We start from the raw sequence: 14,940 nt of genomic DNA on the forward strand, positions 1-14,940 counted from the left end.
GGAGAACATGGTGAACAGCGGCAATGGTGCCGGATCCACGGATGCGGTGATTCTGGTCGGCGGCCAGGGCACCCGCCTGCGTCCGCTGACCCTGTCCGCTCCCAAGCCGATGCTGCCGACGGCCGGTCTGCCGTTCCTGCAGCATCTGCTGGCCCGCATCGCCGATGCCGGGATCACCCACGTCGTGCTCGGCACCTCCTACAAGGCGGAGGTGTTCGAGGATCACTTCGGTGACGGCTCGGCGCTCGGGCTCGAACTCGAGTACGTGTTCGAGTCCGAGGCCCTGGGCACCGGCGGCGGCATCCGCAACGTGCTGCCCAAGCTGCGCGCGGACACGGTCATGGTGTTCAACGGCGATGTGCTCGGCGGCACCGACCTCGGCGGGATTCTGGACACGCACCACGAGTCCAACGCCGATGTCACCCTGCACCTGGTGCGCGTGAGCGATCCGCGGGCGTTCGGCTGCGTGCCGACCGACGAGAACGGCCGCGTGACCGCGTTCCTGGAGAAGACCCAGGATCCGCCGACCGACCAGATCAACGCGGGCTGCTACGTGTTCCGCCGCGAGTACATCGAGAAGATTCCGGCCGGGCGCCCGGTCTCGGTCGAGCGCGAGACCTTCCCGTCCCTGCTCGCCGAGGGCGCGCACATCCAGGGTCACGTGGACACCTCGTACTGGCGCGACATGGGCACCCCCGAGGATTTCGTGCGCGGCTCCGCGGATCTGGTCCGCGGCATCGCACCGTCCCCGGCGCTGCCGGGCCAGCGCGGTGAGTCGCTCGTGCACGCGGGCGCGGGCGTCGCGCCGGGCGCGCTGCTGATCGGCGGCACCGTCGTCGGCCGCGGCGCGGAGGTCGGCGCGGGCGCTCGACTGGACGGCGCGATCCTGTTCGACGGTGCGTGCGTGGAAGCCGGAGCGACCGTGGAACGTTCGATCATCGGCTTCGGCGCGAAGATCGGGCCGCGGGCGCTGGTGCGCGACGCGGTCATCGGCGACGGCGCGATCGTGGGCGCGCGCTGTGAACTGCTCCGCGGTGCGCGCGTGTGGCCCGGCGTCGAGATCCCCGACGGCGGCATTCGCTTCTCCACCGACGTGTAGGGATTCATCGGGTCACCCGAACTCGAAAGGCCGCTCCCCGTGGGGGAGCGGCCTTTTCGCTGTGCGGCTGGGTTCTGCGGGGGCTCAGCGTTCCCACTTGCCCGGGTTCAGGTGGAACTGGGCGAGCGCGGTGGCGTGCCCGTGGCCCAGCTCGTATTCGGACTTGAGCCACTCCACCATGCTCTTCTGGCCGGTGAGCCCGGAAGCGGCCAGGAGCTCGAACCATTCGTCGATCGAGCGGCCGTACTTGGTCTCGATGGAGGGGAAGTACGAGGCCGGTCCGTGGGGCTTGGTCGTCGCCATGGTGTCGCTCCTTGTCATGGGGTGTTGCCCGTACTGACGGACCGGACGGTCGAGATTCATCGTAGTGTGATCGGCCTCACGCGGCGGTGGGCGCGGATTCGGTCGCGGGGGCCTGCGCGGATTCGGCCGCGGCGGTGCGGCTTTCCCGGATCAGCAGGCCGCCGGTGAGCAGGACCAGCGCGGCGGTGAAGCCGTGCACGCCCAGGGCCGTGGCGGTGGAGCCGTGGTAGCTCAGCACGGTCAGCATGTCGCCGATCGGCACGAGCGACATCGCCACCATGGTGACGCCCATCGCGAAGCGCTGCCCGGTGGCCAGCAGGGCCAGGATCAGCACGCCCGACGCGGTGTCCCGCACGCCCTTGAGGTTCATGAACGCGACCGCGTCGCCGGTCGGCCACTCCGGCAGGCCGAAGCCCGCGGCGAAGGTTTCCGGGGTGATCAGGTAGTTGAGACCGATGTAGAAGATGAAGGCCGCGCCGGCCAGGGTGAGGGCGGTGTTGATGCGGGAAAGCGTCATGTCGATCTCCGGTTCTAGCGGTGCTTGTTGATGTAGCAACGCTAGCATTCGCGTCGATAGGTTGTCTAGCGGTGCTAGGATTTCGGTCATGAACGCATCACAGAGCCGTCGTGAACGCGAACGGGGTGAACGGGAGAAGCGCATCGTCGACACCGCCCGCGAACTGGCCGAAACCCAGGGCTGGGACGCGGTCACCGTGCGCAAACTGGCCGAGGCCATCGAATACAGCCAGCCCGTGCTGTACAGCCACTTCTCGGGCAAGGACGCCATCGTCACCGCCGTCGCCGAGCAGGGCTTCGCCGAGCTGGCCGTCGCCACCCGGGAGATCCGCACCCGCGCCGAGACCCCGGAACAGGCGCTGGCCCTGGTGTCCGAGGGTTACCTGCATTTCGCGCGGGAGAGCGCGGCCCTCTACGACGCCATGTTCCTGCTGCGCACCGACCTGAAATTCGGGCCGGACGCCCCCGAGGTTCTCAAGGAGTGCTTCGTGGAACTGCTGCTCACCTTCGCGCCGTTCGCGGCCCCGCACGACCCGGAGACCTTCACCGAGGTCGCCTGGAGCGCACTGCACGGGATGGCGACCCTGGATCGAGGTGGCCGACTGCGGCCGGACTTTCGCGCCCGCCGACTCGATGTGCTTGTCGCGCAATGGATCGGCGGCTGAGTGGCCCGGGCGCGGTCGCGCCGAAGCGGGGTCGTGGTGCTCGGCGTGGCCCGGCAGCTCCTAGCACGCGGGTGTGAACCGTGCTCCGCGGATGGGATTCACCACGGTCCGGTGCCGCCCGCGCGAACGCGCCTAGGCTGAGATCATGGCTGACGCGGTGGTGGTGGGGTCCGGGCCCAACGGGCTCGCGGCGGCGGTGCTGATGGCCCGGGCGGGACTCGCGGTGGAGGTGTACGAGGCCGCCGACACGATCGGCGGCGGCTGCCGGACGGCGGAGATCACGCTGCCGGGGTTCCGGCACGATCTGTGCGCGGGCGCGCACCCCATGGCGGTGGCCTCGCCGTTCCTGCGGGCCTTCGACCTGCCCGCGCACGGGGTGGAACTGCTTGTGCCGCAGGTGTCCTACGCGCATCCGCTGGACGGCGGGCGGGCCGGGCTGGCCTGGCGCGATCTGGGCGCCACCGTGGACGGACTCGGCCGGGACGGGGCGGCCTGGCGGCGGCTGTTCGGGCCCATGGTGCGGAACTGGGAGGACGTGGTCGGGCTGATCATGTCGGATCTGCGGCCGCCGCCGATTCGCCCGGGCGGGTTGCTGCGCACCGAGATCGGGGTCGCGCGCCGTCTGCTGGAACAGGCGTCACCGCTGTGGAATCTGCGCTTTCGCGACGACATCGCGCCGGCGCTGCTGACCGGCGTCGCCGCGCACGCGATCCGGCCGCCGCGCGGAATCCCCGGCGCGGGTGTGGGATTGCTGCTCGGCACCCTCGCGCACGTGGGCGGCTGGCCGGTGCCGCGCGGGGGCAGCCAGGCGATCGTGGACGCGCTCGTCGCCGATCTGCGGGCCCACGGCGGCCGGATACACACCGGACACCGGGTGGACGACATCGACGAATTCGATTCCGTGACAGCGGTACTGCTGGATCTGGCCCCGGCCGAACTCCAGCGGATCGCCGGCGACCGGCTGCCCGGGCGCTACACCCGCGCGCTGGAGAACTTCCGGTACGGCGGCGCGGCGTGCAAGGTCGACTTCGCGCTGTCCGGCCCGGTGCCGTGGCGGGGGCTGGGCTGCGATCGGGCGGGCACCCTGCACCTGGTCGGCTCGCGCGCCGAGGCCGAGGCCGCCGAAAAGACAGTCGCCGCGGGGCAGCACGCGGAACGGCCCTACGTGCTCGCGATCCAGCCCGGCGTCGTGGACGACACCCGCGCGCCCGCCGGGCAGCACACCCTCTACACCTACGCGCACGTCCCGAACGGGTCGAAGCGCGATGTCAGCGCCGAGATCATCGCCCAGGTCGAACGTTTCGCCCCGGGCTTCCGCGATCTCATCCTCGCCACCCACGTCCGCACCGCGGCCCGAATGCCCGCGCACAACGCCAATTACATCGGCGGCGACATCTCCGCGGGCGCGGTCACCCTGCGCCAGACGGTCTTTCGTCCCGTACCCCGCTGGAACCCCTACCGCACCCCGCTGCCCGGGGTGTACCTGTGCTCGTCCGCGACCCCGCCCGGCCCCGGCGTCCACGGCATGAACGGCTACTTCGCCGCCCGCCACGCCCTGCGCCGCGAGTTCGGCCACCGCACCGACCCCCTGGCACTCCTCGCCGGGAGCTGAACACCCGCGGGGAGCTGATCGGCCCGCACGGTCGAGCGACCGGCACGAGAGTGCCCGGCGGACAGTCGGAGTGATCGGATTCAGCACCGGTGACCGTGGCGAGCCCGCCCGTGTGCGTCAATTCAGCTCGGGGCGGTACAGGTCCGGCTCCAGATAAATTGTCCGCGCCACCGGAACCGCTTCGCGGACGCGGGCTTCCGCGTCGTCGATCGCCTGGGCCACGCCGATCAGGTCCAGGTGCGGGGCCATGCCGACCTTCGCGGCGACCAGGAGATCGTCGGGGGCCAGGTACTGGGTCTTGAGGTGGATGATGCGGTCGATGCGCTTGCCGTCCACCAGGTTCGCCCGAATGCGGCGCTCCTCGTCGGGGGTGGCCCCCTCGCCGATGAGCAGGCTCTTCATCTCCACGATGAGCACTATCGCGATGAACCCGAGCAGTACGCCGATGCACAGGGTGCCGATGCCGTCCCAGATGGGATCGCCGGTCAGCTCGGTCAGGCCGACGCCCAGGAAGGCCAGCAGCAGGCCGATGAGCGCGCCGAAATCCTCCAGCAGCACCACCGGCAGTTCCGGATTGCGGGTGGTGCGGATGAACCGCCACCAGCTCTTGCGGCCCTTCAGCGGCGCCGAGGCGTTCCGGGCGGTGAACAGGCTGTAGGACTCCAGCGCCATGGCGATGACCAGGATCCCGATGGCGATCCCCGCATCCGAGAGATGTTCGGGATGGCGGATCTTGGTGATGCCCTCGTCGATGGCGAACAGCGAGCCCAGCGCGAAGATGACCAGCGCCACCACGAACGAGTAGAAGTAGCGGTTGCGCCCGTACCCGAAGGGGTGCAGCTGATCCGGCGGCTGCTGTGCGCGCTTGCGCCCGATCAGCAGCAGGCCCTGATTGGCGGTGTCGGCGAGCGAGTGCACCGCCTCGGCGTACATGGACGACGAGCCGGTGATCACCGCGCCCGCGAATTTCGCCACGGTGATTCCCGCGTCGGCCGAGAACGCCGCCAGTACCGCCTTACGACTGTCATCACCGGAGGCCATGGGAACGACGCTACCGACGGCGCGGGCGCGGTCGGCGACCCACGCCGTGCGCGGCGGACTCCGGTGTCGGATTCACACCGCGCGCGACACAGGCTTCGGGCCGCCCGTGCACGCCGGTGCGCGACCCTCGCTCAGTTCTCGCTGACCGCCGCGCAGAACAGCTGCGCCGCGCCGTCCAGCGCCCGGGCCCGGATCTCGCCGTCGGCGGCCGAGATCCACGCCGCGCGCCCGCATTCGACGCGCAGCTGATCCTTGCCCAGCAGCAGCCCGACCGCCCCGTGCGTGCACAGCGCGATGCCCGGCCCGGCGTGCGGCACCGTCACCGGTTCGTCGCCCGGCGCGAGCTCGAACCGGCTGAGCACGAATTCGGACGCGGGCGTGCGATACCGGAAGACGCCGTTGCCGAGCACCTCGGGCTGCACCTTGGGCAGGTCCAGCGGTTCGAAGTCCAGCACACGCAACAACTCCGGCACGTCCACGTGCTTGGGGGTGAGCCCGCCGCGCAGCACGTTGTCGGAGTTGGCCATGATCTCCACGCCGACCCCGCGCAGATACGCGTGCAGGTTCCCGGCGTCCAGGAACAGCGCCTCCCCGGGCTCGAGCGTGATGCGGTTGAGCAGCAGCGCGGCCAGCACGCCGGCGTCACCGGGGTACGCCTCGGCCAGCTCCAGCGCGGTCCGGATCTCGGCGGTGAATTCGCGGCGCTTGCTGTCCGAGCCCTCGTCCCGGCCGGACAGATACCGCACGCAGCCGTCCAGCACCTTGGGCAGCAGCGTGCTCAGACTGACCTGCGGCAGCGCGATCCAGGTCGTGAACAGCGTGCGCAATCCGGCCGAATCCGGCTGGGCGGCGAGCAGTTCGGCGTACGGCTCGAGTTCGGGCACCTCGAGCGCGTGCAGCAGCCGCACGGTCACGGTGGGCGTGCGGAAGCCGGCCAGCGCCTCGAAGCGATCCAGGGCGACCACCAGTTCGGGCTTGTGGTTCTCGTCCCGGTAGTTGCGCAGCGGTGAGTCCAGCGCCATACCCGCGCGGTTCTCGCGCTGGAAGCCCACCCGTGCCTGTTCGAGGCTGGGGTGCGCCTGCAGCGAGAGCGCTTCCTCGGCGGCGAGGATCTTCAGCAGGAACGGCAGCCGTCCGCCGAATTCACCCGCGACCGAGCCCAATTCGCGCTGTGGATTCGCGGTGACCACGTCGAGCAGCGATGTGCTGTGTCCATTGATTCGCACCTGCGCGGGATCGGCCGGATGCGCGCCGAACCAGAGTTCGGCCTCCGGATGCGCGGATGGAACCGGTCGTCCGCACAGCTGAGCGAGCGCGGTGCGCGAACCCCATGCGTAAGAACGCAGCGCACCAACGAGTTCGTGCACTAGTAGTGTCCCCCGTCGTAGCGTCCCGGATCTGCGACCGGGCGGGAACCGAGTAGTCGTAGATACGCGGCCGCCATCTCGATTCGAAGCGTCAGCACCGCGAGCTGTTCCAGCTCGCCGCCCCGACCGGCGGGCACGGCCTGCCCCGCCGCCTCCGCGGCCGGCGCGGTACCCGCCGCCTCCGCGTCCAGATTCACCAGATCGACGTCCACGAGCCCGGCGTCGGAACCGAACACCGCCAGCCGTCTGCGCACCAGCACCTGATCGGTGTCCGCGCTGAGTACGAAGATGCGGACCTGCTCGACCGGCGCGGGCCCGTCGAGTTCCGCGTCGTGGAAGAGCGGGTCGAAATCCGGCGCGGCGACGCCCGCGGCCTGGATCAGACGCCCGTGCGCGGCAATGACTTCCGCCAGCCCGGCGGCCGCCCCGACCTGCCCGGCCGCGCCCAGCAGCACGTCCGAGGCGTGCGCGGCGAGCTCGGTGGTGGCGGGCGAATCACCGGACATGATCAGGCGCTTGCGCTGCTGCATGCGGGTGGCCAGGGTCTTGGCCGGATTGCGGAACGCCTCCTGCTGCGGGCCGTCCCGCAGCGCTTCGGCGTCGAGCAGATCGGCGAGCGCGTTCAGATCCGGCACCAGCGGGCCGGTGCGATGCGGATCCACCGCGGCCAGCACGGCCATGCCGATCGCCAGGAAGCGCAGCATGCGGTTGTGGTCCAGCACGGGAATGCGCGGCGGCAGCATGGTGGCCCGGCCCGCGGCGGCGGCCCGCAGCGGACCCTCGTCCGGCGCCGCGACCACGACCTCCGCACCCCGGCGCACCGCGAAATCCACGGCTTCGGCCAGGCGCGGATCGCCCGCGTCGTCGCCCGCGACCAGTACCACGTCCAGCGGGCCCACCCACGGGGGGATCGCGGTCGAGGTCACCACGGGCATGCTGGTTCTGTCGCCGAGCGCGGCGACCAGCAGGGCGGCCGCGCGTGCGGCCCGGCCACTGCCGGAGACCAGAACCACGCTGCGCGGACGCAGCTCGGTCAGGCGCGTCAGGGCGTTCTCCGCCAGGGCGGCGGCGGTCGCCCGCACCTGGGCTCCGCCGGACGCCGCCGAGCGCAGCGTGCCCGCGACGTCGGCCGCCTCCAGCGAGGCGACGTCATCGAGATCGAGTACCGGTGTCCCAGCGATCATCGGGCGTTGCCACCTCCCCTCACAGGTCACCAGGCGCTGGCGAATCCAAGCTCTGTGATTCCACTATTCCAGTCAGGCGCGGACGATGCTCAGGATCTCGGTTACGAGTCCGTCTACATCCTCCTGCGATCGGGCTTCGACGTTGAGCCGCAGCAGCGGTTCGGTATTCGAGGCCCGAAGGTTGAACCACGCGCCGTCGGCCAGTTGCACGGTCACCCCGTCGAGGCGATCCACCGACTTCGCGCGCGCGCCGAACGCTTCCAGTACGGCCAAGGTCCGCTCCTTCGCATCGGCCACCGTGGAGTTGATCTCCCCGGAGGACGCATATGTTGCATACGCGGACGCGAGCTCGGACATCGGCCGGTCCTTCTCGCCGAGCACGGCGAGCACGTGCAGGGCCGCGAGCATGCCGGAGTCGGCGCCCCAGAAGTCGCGGAAGTAGTAGTGCGCCGAATGCTCGCCGCCGAAGATCGCGCCCGTCGAGGCCATCTGCTGCTTGATGAACGAGTGGCCGACGCGGGTGCGGACCGGATTGCCGCCCAGCTGGTTCACCAGCTCCGGCACGGCCCTGGAGGTGATCAGGTTGTGGATGATGGTCGCGCCCGGCTCCTTGGCCAGCTCGCGCTCGGCCACCAGGGCGGTGACCGCCGAGGGGGAGACCGGGTCGCCGTTCTCGTCCACCACGAAGCAGCGGTCGGCGTCGCCGTCGAAGGCCAGGCCGATGTCGGCGTTGGTCTCGCGGACGTAGGCCTGCAGATCCACCAGGTTCTTCGGATCCAGGGGATTGGCTTCGTGATTGGGGAAATTGCCGTCCAGCTCGAAGAACAGCGGCTTGATCTCGTACTGACCGACGGTGCCGAGCACGGCGGGCACGGTGTAGCCGCCCATGCCGTTGCCGGCGTCCACCGCGATGCGCAGCGGGCGGCTCGTGCTCAGGTCGACGAGCTTGTGCAGGAAGGCCGCGTAATCGGCGAGCAGGTCCTGTTCGGTGGCGGTGCCGCGCGGGCCGTCGAAGGCGGGCACGCCGGCGATGACCTCGTCGCTGATGGTGGCCAGGCCGGTGTCCTGACCGACCGGCAGCGCCTTGGCGCGGCACAGCTTGATGCCGTTGTACTTGGCCGGATTGTGCGAGGCGGTGAACATGGCGCCGGGGCACTCGAGGTGGCCCGAGGCGAAGTACAGCTGATCGGTGGAGGCCAGGCCGATGTGCACCACGTTCAGGCCCTGGGCGAGCACGCCGTCGGCGAAGGCCGCGGCCAATTCCGGTGAGGAGTCGCGCATATCGTGGCCGATGACGACCTGGGCCGCGCCCTCGGCGCGCATGAGCCGGGCGAACGCGCCACCCACGGCCGCGACGAACGCCGCGTCGATCTGTTCGCCGACGACACCGCGGACGTCATACGCCTTGATGACTGCGTGCACGGACTCGGCGGAGCGGGCGACTGTCATGCCGACCACACTATCCCGCCTGCCCGAGACTTTTGCGCCCGGCCGGGAAGCTGTATACGGACATCTGTCAGTTCGGCGGATCCGGCAGGACCCGGAGATGACCGCGCCGGCCGGTGCGTGCGGGGCGGCCGGTGCGCTGGGCCGCGGGGCCCGCGCCGCCCGGATAGTCGGAATAGCCGCGCGGATCGGGTTCGGGTGCGCGACGCCGCAATCCGGCCTCGCGAACGGCTTCGGCCAGAGCGGTGAGGTCGTCGTCATCGGGCGTGCCCGAGGAGAAACCGCCCTCGTGCTTGACCAGTTCCCAGCCCTTCGGGGCGGTGATGCGGGAGGCGTGCGTCTCGCACAGATCCCACGAGTGCGGCTCCGCGACCGTGACCAGTGGACCGACCACCGCCATGGAGTCGGAGTACACATAGGTCAGCGTCGCGACGGCCGGGTTCTTGCATCCGGGTCGGCAGCAACGACGCATGGGAATCACGCCATGCAGGGTAACCCTCCGGGAGCCTCCGCGCGGTCAGACACGCGCAATGGGACACGCCACAATCGTGCTTCGACGGCGTATTACGGCGGGTCGGACGGGTAAGTCGAGTCGAGTCCATCGGGACGTTCCGATGCGGTTAGATTCGGAGTATGACCCGTTCACGTAAGCGACCCGCCCCCACGGCGCGGTCTGTCATCCGCCGCGGGCGGGGTGTGCGTGGACCGATGCTGCCGCCCACCGTTCCGGCTCGCCGCACGCGCGGTCAGCAGTTCGACCGGTTGGTGCTGGAAGCGTTCGCGCCCTTGGAAAGTCGCTGGCACGACCAACTCACCAATCTCGACATCGCGGTGGACGACGTACCGAAAATCCGTCCGCTGAACCCGGATTCGGTCACCTGGCCGGACGAGGTGGTGGCCGACGGGCCGGTGCCCCTGTCGCGCCTCATCCCGGCAGGGGTCGACCGCTACGGTCAGGCGACACGCGCCCGCATCGTGATCTTCCGCAAGCCGCTGGAACTACGCGCCGGGGATCCGGACGATCTGGTGGACCTGCTGCGCGAGGTGCTCGTTCAGCAGATCGCGACCTATCTCGGGGTCGATCCGGATGTGATCGACCCGGAGCCGGAGTAGTCGGGAGAGTGTGAAAAGCCCCTCGCTACAAGAGATTTCGTGCGAGGGGCCCGGCGTCTCTAGATGATGCCGCGTTTGAGGCGGCGGCGTTCGCGTTCGGAGAGCCCGCCCCAGATGCCGAAGCGCTCATCGTTGGCGAGCGCGTATTCCAGGCATTCGTCTCGTACCTCGCAGCCCAGGCAGATGCGCTTGGCCTCGCGGGTGGAGCCGCCCTTCTCGGGGAAGAACGCCTCCGGATCGGTCTGGGCGCACAGCGCCCGTTCCTGCCACTGCTCCGCCTCGGTCATGCGACCCCCGCGGGAAAAACTGTCGAACCCCTCATCGGTGCCTGTGACGATCAGGCTCAGGCGGGGCGGTTCGGGCTGGTATTGCGCACGAGCCCATTGACCGCCGCCTGGGCGCGGCGTCATCAGTTCACCCCCCTCGTGTCCGTTCCAAACGTCGGCGCAGAAGTCAGAAGCTGCGCCAGCTTGGGAATCGGTTTGCGATACACCGCCCGGAATTCCTGACGGGGCCAGCTCATCGGCCATCGCTCCGCCTCCTCACTGTGTGTTAGCGCAGAATGATTAATCCGTCGGAGCCGATCCCACCGACGGCCCAACACCGCGACGTAGTCCCGCGGCCATCCCCGAGCTGCTGGCCATCCCGATACGAACATCTGTTCGAAAAGTGGTCCGCGCCTTGAGCTCTCGCGTGGACCCGGAATGACATGCTTGTGATTAGACACGCCGGGCGTGGCGGTGGTCAAGCCGCCGAAGCTATTCCGTTACCATCTGCGACCCCATTTTCCAGGGTTCCCGCAGATCAAATAGCAAATTCACAGCAAATATCCTGCCGGGAGTGTTCGCGCGTGTACCGCTTAGGCTGTGCGGATGTGACTCGAGAACAAGCGGATACCGCGCCCGGAACCGGTCTGCGGATTGCGGTACTGGTCGGCGGAGTCGGCGGTGCGCGGTTCCTGCAGGGCGTGCGTGAGCTGGTCCCCGGCGCCGAAGTGACCGCCATTGTGAACGTCGGCGACGACGTCTGGATGCACGGGCTGCGAATCTGTCCTGACCTGGACACCTGCATGTACACGCTGGGTGGGGGCATCGATCCCGAACGCGGCTGGGGGCATGCGAACGAGACCTGGAATGCCAAGGAGGAGCTGGCGAAATACAACGCTCAGCCCGATTGGTTCGGGCTCGGTGACCGCGATATCGCCACCCATCTCATCCGGACCGAAATGCTGCGTCAGGGATACCCGCTCTCCGCGGTGACCGATGCCCTCTGCAATCGCTGGCAGCCGGGTGTGAAACTGCTCCCGGCAACGGACGATCGGTGTGAAACACACGTCGTTATCGGTGACCCGGAGAACCCTGGCGAACGTCGCGCGATCCATTTTCAAGAGTGGTGGGTGCGGTACCGCGCGAACGTGGAGACCCATGGATTCGTGACTATTGGGGCGGATCAAGCAAAACCGGCGCCAGGTGTGACAGAAATCATAGAGTCCGCGGATGTGGTGCTTTTGGCCCCTTCCAACCCCGTCGTGAGCGTGGGTGCGATCCTCGCGGTACCGGGCATTCGCGGCGCGCTGCGCACCACCACCGCCAAGGTGATCGGGCTGTCCCCGGTGATCGACGGAAAGCCCCTGCGCGGCATGGCCGATGAATGCCTGTCGGTCATCGGGGTGGAGACGACCGCGGAGGCCGTGGGCAACCACTTCGGCGCGCGGTCGGCCACCGGAATCCTCGACGGCTGGCTCATTCACACCGGCGACACCGCCGACGTCCCCGGCGTGGAGGTGCGCGCGGTTCCGCTGCTCATGACCGATCCCGCCACCACCGCGCTGATGGTCGGACAGGCCCTGGATCTCGCCGGCGTGAAACCATGAGCGCCGTGCACGATCACGCGGCCGGAGGCGAACTCCGCATACTGCCCATCACCGGTCTGCCCGAGTTCCGGCCAGGCGACGATATCGCCGAACACATTGCGGCACAGGCTCCTTGGTTGCGGGACGGCGACGTGCTGGTGGTCACCAGCAAGATCGTCTCCAAGGTCGAGGGCCGGATCGTCGCCGCGCCTTCCGATCCCGAGGAGCGCGACGCCGCGCGCCGGGAACTGGTGCGGCAGGAGGCTGTTCGCGTGCTGGCGCAGAAGAACCGCACCCTGATCACCGAGAACAAACTCGGCATCGTGCAGGCGGCGTCCGGCATCGACGGGTCCAATGTGGAATCCGGTGAACTGGTGTTGCTGCCGGTCGATCCCGACGGCAGCGCCAAGGCCCTGCGCACCGCGCTCGCCGACCGGCTCGGCGTGCGCGTGGCCGTGGTCGTCACCGACACCATGGGGCGGGCATGGCGCAACGGCCAGATCGACGCCGCCATCGGCTCCTCCGGCGTGCGGGTGCTGCACGACTACGACGGCGCGATCGACGGGCAGGGCAACGAACTGCACGTCACCCTGGTCGCGATCGCCGACGAGCTGGCCGCGGCCGCCGATCTGGTGAAGGGCAAACTCGGCGGGGTGCCGATCGCGGTGGTGCGCGGGCTCGACTACACCGACGACGGCTCGACCGCCGCGGATCTGCCGCGGCGCGGGGTCGAGGATCTGTTCTGGCTCGGGACCCGGGAGGCCATCGAGCTCGGGCGCTCGCAGGCGCTGCTGGTGCGGCGGTCGGTGCGGCAGTTCGCCCAGGCCCCGGTCGAACCCGAGCTGATCCGGGCCGCGGTGGGGGAGGCGCTCACCGCGCCCGCGCCGCACCACACCCGGCCGGTGCGGTTCGTCTGGCTGCGCGATCGGGCGCTGCGCGAGCGGCTGCTCGAGGCCATGGCCGAGAAGTGGCGTGCGGATCTGCGCGCGGACGGGCTCGATTCCGAACGGGTCGAACGCCGGGTCGCGCGCGGGCGGATCCTGTTCGACGCCCCCGAGGTGATCATCCCGTTCTGCGTGCCCGACGGCGCGCACGACTATCCGGACGAGCGCCGGCGTGGCCACGAGGCGACCATGTTCAACGTCGCCGTCGGCGCGGCGGTGCAGGGCCTGCTGGTGGCGCTCGCGACCAAGGGCGTCGGCAGCTGCTGGATCGGCTCGACGATCTTCGCCCCCGAGCTGACCCGCGAGGTGCTGGGTCTGGAGGCGGATTGGAATCCGTTGGGCGCCATCGCGATCGGCTACCCCCTCGAGGAGCTCGAGCCCCGCGCCGCTCGTGACCCCGGCACCGGGCTGGTGGAGCTGTGAGCAGGGGGCCCTGGGCACAGGGCGTGCGCGGCTCGGGCGCCACCCCCGATCGCGGACATCGGCTCCACCCCACCCGTCCGGAGTCTTTGTGTTGGGCGAGCGCCGACCTCGCGGCGCGCGGTACGGGACCGGTGGAACCGTGAGCGCTGAATCCCTGCACCGCTCGGCGACCGAGCTGCTCGAAAAGTGGTCCCCCGCAACGGGTCCGGACTCGTCCCTGCGCGAGGCGATGCTCGCGTTCCTGGGTTCGGCCCCCCGCGGCTGCCTGCGCGAGCACGCCGCCGGCCACATCACGGCGTCGGCGATAGTCCTGTCCCACGACGAGTCCGAGGTCCTGCTGACCCTGCACCCCCGCGTCGGCCGCTGGATCCAATTGGGCGGCCACTGCGAGGAATCCGACGATTCGGTGTCCGGCGCGGCCTACCGCGAGGCCACCGAGGAGTCCGGCATCGAAGGCCTCCACCTCCACCCCGGCCTCTACGCCGCCCAGGCCCACCCCATCACCTGCTCCCTCGGGGTCCCGACCCGCCACCTGGACCTCCTGTTCAAAATCACCGCCCCACCCGGCGCGGTCCCGGTCCGCAGCCACGAGTCCACCGACCTCCGGTTCTGGCCGGTCGACGCTCTCCCCCCGGACGCGGACGTCCTGCTGCGCTGAGCGGCGAACCGGCCGACCGTGGTCGGCTCCCGAGTCGACAATGCCCGGTCGGTCGGTTAGCGTTCCCGCCCATGGGGGTCGAGGGGGATTCGACGACCGCTGGAACCGGGGTGGACGTGACTCCGGCGGCGGTACGTGCGATCGGACAATTGGTATCGAAGGCCGCGGTGGATCTGCGCAGCGCGCTGGAATCGGCGGGCAGTGAGGTGGATTCGTTCCTGGACGCCGACTGGGCCGGCCCCGCGGCGACGCGGTTCACCAACGGCTGGACCCAAACCCGCGACAGTGGTCTCGCGATCCTGTCGACGCTCGATTCGCTGGCGGGCAAGCTCGGTGCGGCCGCGAACACCTATGAACAGACCGAAGAGGTCTCGACCGTGCAGTTGACCAATCTGAACATGTGAAGGGCCGGGGGGCATGGAAGACGGTTTCCGGGTTGATCTCGATCAACTCGATGGCATAGTCGCGCGCCTGTCAGCGCTGGCGGGGTTCATCACCGACCAGCTCGACGCGATCGATACCACGGTTGCTGGATTGGGGCCGGGAGTATGGAATTCCGCAGCCGCGCAGGCGTATTCGGAAGCCCACCAAACGTGGGCGACGAAGGCTCGTGAGTTCGCTGCCGGAGTGAGTACCGCGCAGGAGGCCGCGCGCCTTGCGCACGAACGGATTCAGCGCGCGGTGGATCTCAACAGTCGCATGCTCGGCGGGTCCTGA

The 14,940-nt window shown here is 69.6% G+C and carries 17 protein-coding genes; 9 read left to right on the forward strand and 8 right to left on the reverse strand.

Annotation, left to right across the window (positions count from 1 at the left end; all coding sequences use genetic code 11):
- Positions 1–10: 10 nt before the first annotated feature.
- Complete coding sequence (locus tag ABZ319_RS16860) at positions 11–1,099, forward strand: NDP-sugar synthase (protein ID WP_354987323.1); 1,089 nt, start codon at positions 11–13, stop codon at positions 1,097–1,099.
- An 84-nt stretch (positions 1,100–1,183) separates the two neighbouring features.
- On the opposite strand, the gene ABZ319_RS16865 is transcribed toward ABZ319_RS16860, so the two are convergent.
- Together ABZ319_RS16865 and ABZ319_RS16870 are read right to left on the reverse strand one after the other, a co-directional pair.
- Entirely contained in the window at positions 1,184–1,402 is a 219-nt protein-coding gene (locus ABZ319_RS16865; RefSeq protein WP_354987324.1) for a DUF4287 domain-containing protein, read from the reverse strand.
- A 76-nt stretch (positions 1,403–1,478) separates the two neighbouring features.
- A complete protein-coding gene (locus ABZ319_RS16870) occupies positions 1,479–1,919 on the reverse strand; it encodes a DUF4267 domain-containing protein (protein ID WP_354987325.1) in 441 nt (146 codons plus the stop codon).
- Between the two features lie 88 nt (positions 1,920–2,007).
- Here ABZ319_RS16870 and ABZ319_RS16875 point away from each other — a divergent pair, with 88 nt between their 5' ends.
- On the forward strand, positions 2,008–2,583 hold the full coding sequence (locus ABZ319_RS16875; protein ID WP_354987326.1) for a TetR/AcrR family transcriptional regulator: 576 nt from the start codon (positions 2,008–2,010) through the stop codon (positions 2,581–2,583).
- Between the two features lie 145 nt (positions 2,584–2,728).
- Positions 2,729–4,195, forward strand: coding sequence for an NAD(P)/FAD-dependent oxidoreductase (locus ABZ319_RS16880; RefSeq protein ID WP_354987327.1), 1,467 nt, complete (start codon positions 2,729–2,731; stop codon positions 4,193–4,195).
- 117 nt (positions 4,196–4,312) lie between these two features.
- Here the strand turns inward: ABZ319_RS16880 and ABZ319_RS16885 are convergent, their stop codons facing one another.
- From ABZ319_RS16885 to ABZ319_RS16905, 5 genes are all read right to left on the reverse strand, one after another.
- Entirely contained in the window at positions 4,313–5,236 is a 924-nt protein-coding gene (locus tag ABZ319_RS16885; protein WP_354987328.1) for a cation diffusion facilitator family transporter, read from the reverse strand.
- Between the two features lie 131 nt (positions 5,237–5,367).
- On the reverse strand, positions 5,368–6,603 hold the full coding sequence (gene manA, locus ABZ319_RS16890) for a mannose-6-phosphate isomerase, class I (protein WP_354987329.1): 1,236 nt from the start codon (positions 6,601–6,603) through the stop codon (positions 5,368–5,370).
- The gene (locus ABZ319_RS16895) at positions 6,603–7,787 is read right to left on the reverse strand and encodes a tobH protein (RefSeq protein ID WP_354987330.1); all 1,185 of its coding nucleotides are present in this window, start codon (positions 7,785–7,787) and stop codon (positions 6,603–6,605) included. Before ABZ319_RS16895 ends, manA begins: the two co-directional genes overlap by 1 nt.
- A 72-nt stretch (positions 7,788–7,859) precedes the next feature.
- Positions 7,860–9,236: a phosphomannomutase/phosphoglucomutase gene (locus ABZ319_RS16900; RefSeq protein ID WP_354987331.1), complete on the reverse strand. Its 1,377-nt coding sequence runs from the start codon at positions 9,234–9,236 to the stop codon at positions 7,860–7,862.
- A 67-nt stretch (positions 9,237–9,303) separates the two neighbouring features.
- On the reverse strand, positions 9,304–9,714 hold the full coding sequence (locus ABZ319_RS16905; protein ID WP_354987332.1) for a DUF3499 domain-containing protein: 411 nt from the start codon (positions 9,712–9,714) through the stop codon (positions 9,304–9,306).
- 152 nt (positions 9,715–9,866) lie between these two features.
- Here ABZ319_RS16905 and ABZ319_RS16910 point away from each other — a divergent pair, with 152 nt between their 5' ends.
- Complete coding sequence (locus ABZ319_RS16910; protein WP_354987333.1) at positions 9,867–10,346, forward strand: metallopeptidase family protein; 480 nt, start codon at positions 9,867–9,869, stop codon at positions 10,344–10,346.
- A gap of 59 nt (positions 10,347–10,405) precedes the next feature.
- Here the strand turns inward: ABZ319_RS16910 and ABZ319_RS16915 are convergent, their stop codons facing one another.
- The gene (locus ABZ319_RS16915; protein WP_033089244.1) at positions 10,406–10,633 is read right to left on the reverse strand and encodes a WhiB family transcriptional regulator; all 228 of its coding nucleotides are present in this window, start codon (positions 10,631–10,633) and stop codon (positions 10,406–10,408) included.
- Between the two features lie 626 nt (positions 10,634–11,259).
- Here ABZ319_RS16915 and cofD point away from each other — a divergent pair.
- The 5 genes from cofD (at position 11,260) to ABZ319_RS16940 (ending at position 14,940) form a co-directional block, all read left to right on the forward strand.
- Positions 11,260–12,219: a 2-phospho-L-lactate transferase gene (cofD, locus tag ABZ319_RS16920; protein WP_354987370.1), complete on the forward strand. Its 960-nt coding sequence runs from the start codon at positions 11,260–11,262 to the stop codon at positions 12,217–12,219.
- Positions 12,216–13,565, forward strand: a complete 1,350-nt coding sequence (locus ABZ319_RS16925) for a coenzyme F420-0:L-glutamate ligase (RefSeq protein WP_354987334.1) — start codon at positions 12,216–12,218, stop codon at positions 13,563–13,565. The genes cofD and ABZ319_RS16925 overlap by 4 nt, the downstream gene beginning before the upstream one ends.
- A gap of 139 nt (positions 13,566–13,704) precedes the next feature.
- Positions 13,705–14,223 (forward strand): NUDIX domain-containing protein, encoded by a 519-nt coding sequence (locus ABZ319_RS16930; RefSeq protein ID WP_354987335.1) that lies wholly within the window; start codon positions 13,705–13,707, stop codon positions 14,221–14,223.
- A gap of 71 nt (positions 14,224–14,294) precedes the next feature.
- Positions 14,295–14,627, forward strand: a complete 333-nt coding sequence (locus ABZ319_RS16935; protein ID WP_354987336.1) for a WXG100 family type VII secretion target — start codon at positions 14,295–14,297, stop codon at positions 14,625–14,627.
- A 13-nt stretch (positions 14,628–14,640) separates the two neighbouring features.
- Positions 14,641–14,940, forward strand: coding sequence for a WXG100 family type VII secretion target (locus ABZ319_RS16940; protein WP_354987337.1), 300 nt, complete (start codon positions 14,641–14,643; stop codon positions 14,938–14,940).

It is taken from the genome of Nocardia sp. NPDC005978 (assembly GCF_040614455.1).
Lineage (GTDB): Bacteria > Actinomycetota > Actinomycetes > Mycobacteriales > Mycobacteriaceae > Nocardia.

Excerpts from the sequence above, each read along its gene's own strand:
- ABZ319_RS16865 (WP_354987324.1), bottom strand. The coding sequence starts at position 1,402 with ATGGCGACGACCAAGCCCCACGGACCGGCCTCGTACTTCCCCTCCATC.
- ABZ319_RS16870 (WP_354987325.1), bottom strand. The coding sequence starts at position 1,919 with ATGACGCTTTCCCGCATCAACACCGCCCTCACCCTGGCCGGCGCGGCC.
- ABZ319_RS16875 (WP_354987326.1), top strand. The coding sequence starts at position 2,008 with ATGAACGCATCACAGAGCCGTCGTGAACGCGAACGGGGTGAACGGGAG.
- ABZ319_RS16880 (WP_354987327.1), top strand. The coding sequence starts at position 2,729 with ATGGCTGACGCGGTGGTGGTGGGGTCCGGGCCCAACGGGCTCGCGGCG.
- ABZ319_RS16885 (WP_354987328.1), bottom strand. The coding sequence starts at position 5,236 with ATGGCCTCCGGTGATGACAGTCGTAAGGCGGTACTGGCGGCGTTCTCG.
- ABZ319_RS16895 (WP_354987330.1), bottom strand. The coding sequence starts at position 7,787 with ATGATCGCTGGGACACCGGTACTCGATCTCGATGACGTCGCCTCGCTG.
- ABZ319_RS16900 (WP_354987331.1), bottom strand. The coding sequence starts at position 9,236 with ATGACAGTCGCCCGCTCCGCCGAGTCCGTGCACGCAGTCATCAAGGCG.
- ABZ319_RS16910 (WP_354987333.1), top strand. The coding sequence starts at position 9,867 with ATGACCCGTTCACGTAAGCGACCCGCCCCCACGGCGCGGTCTGTCATC.
- ABZ319_RS16915 (WP_033089244.1), bottom strand. The coding sequence starts at position 10,633 with ATGACCGAGGCGGAGCAGTGGCAGGAACGGGCGCTGTGCGCCCAGACC.
- ABZ319_RS16925 (WP_354987334.1), top strand. The coding sequence starts at position 12,216 with ATGAGCGCCGTGCACGATCACGCGGCCGGAGGCGAACTCCGCATACTG.
- ABZ319_RS16935 (WP_354987336.1), top strand. The coding sequence starts at position 14,295 with ATGGGGGTCGAGGGGGATTCGACGACCGCTGGAACCGGGGTGGACGTG.
- ABZ319_RS16940 (WP_354987337.1), top strand. The coding sequence starts at position 14,641 with ATGGAAGACGGTTTCCGGGTTGATCTCGATCAACTCGATGGCATAGTC.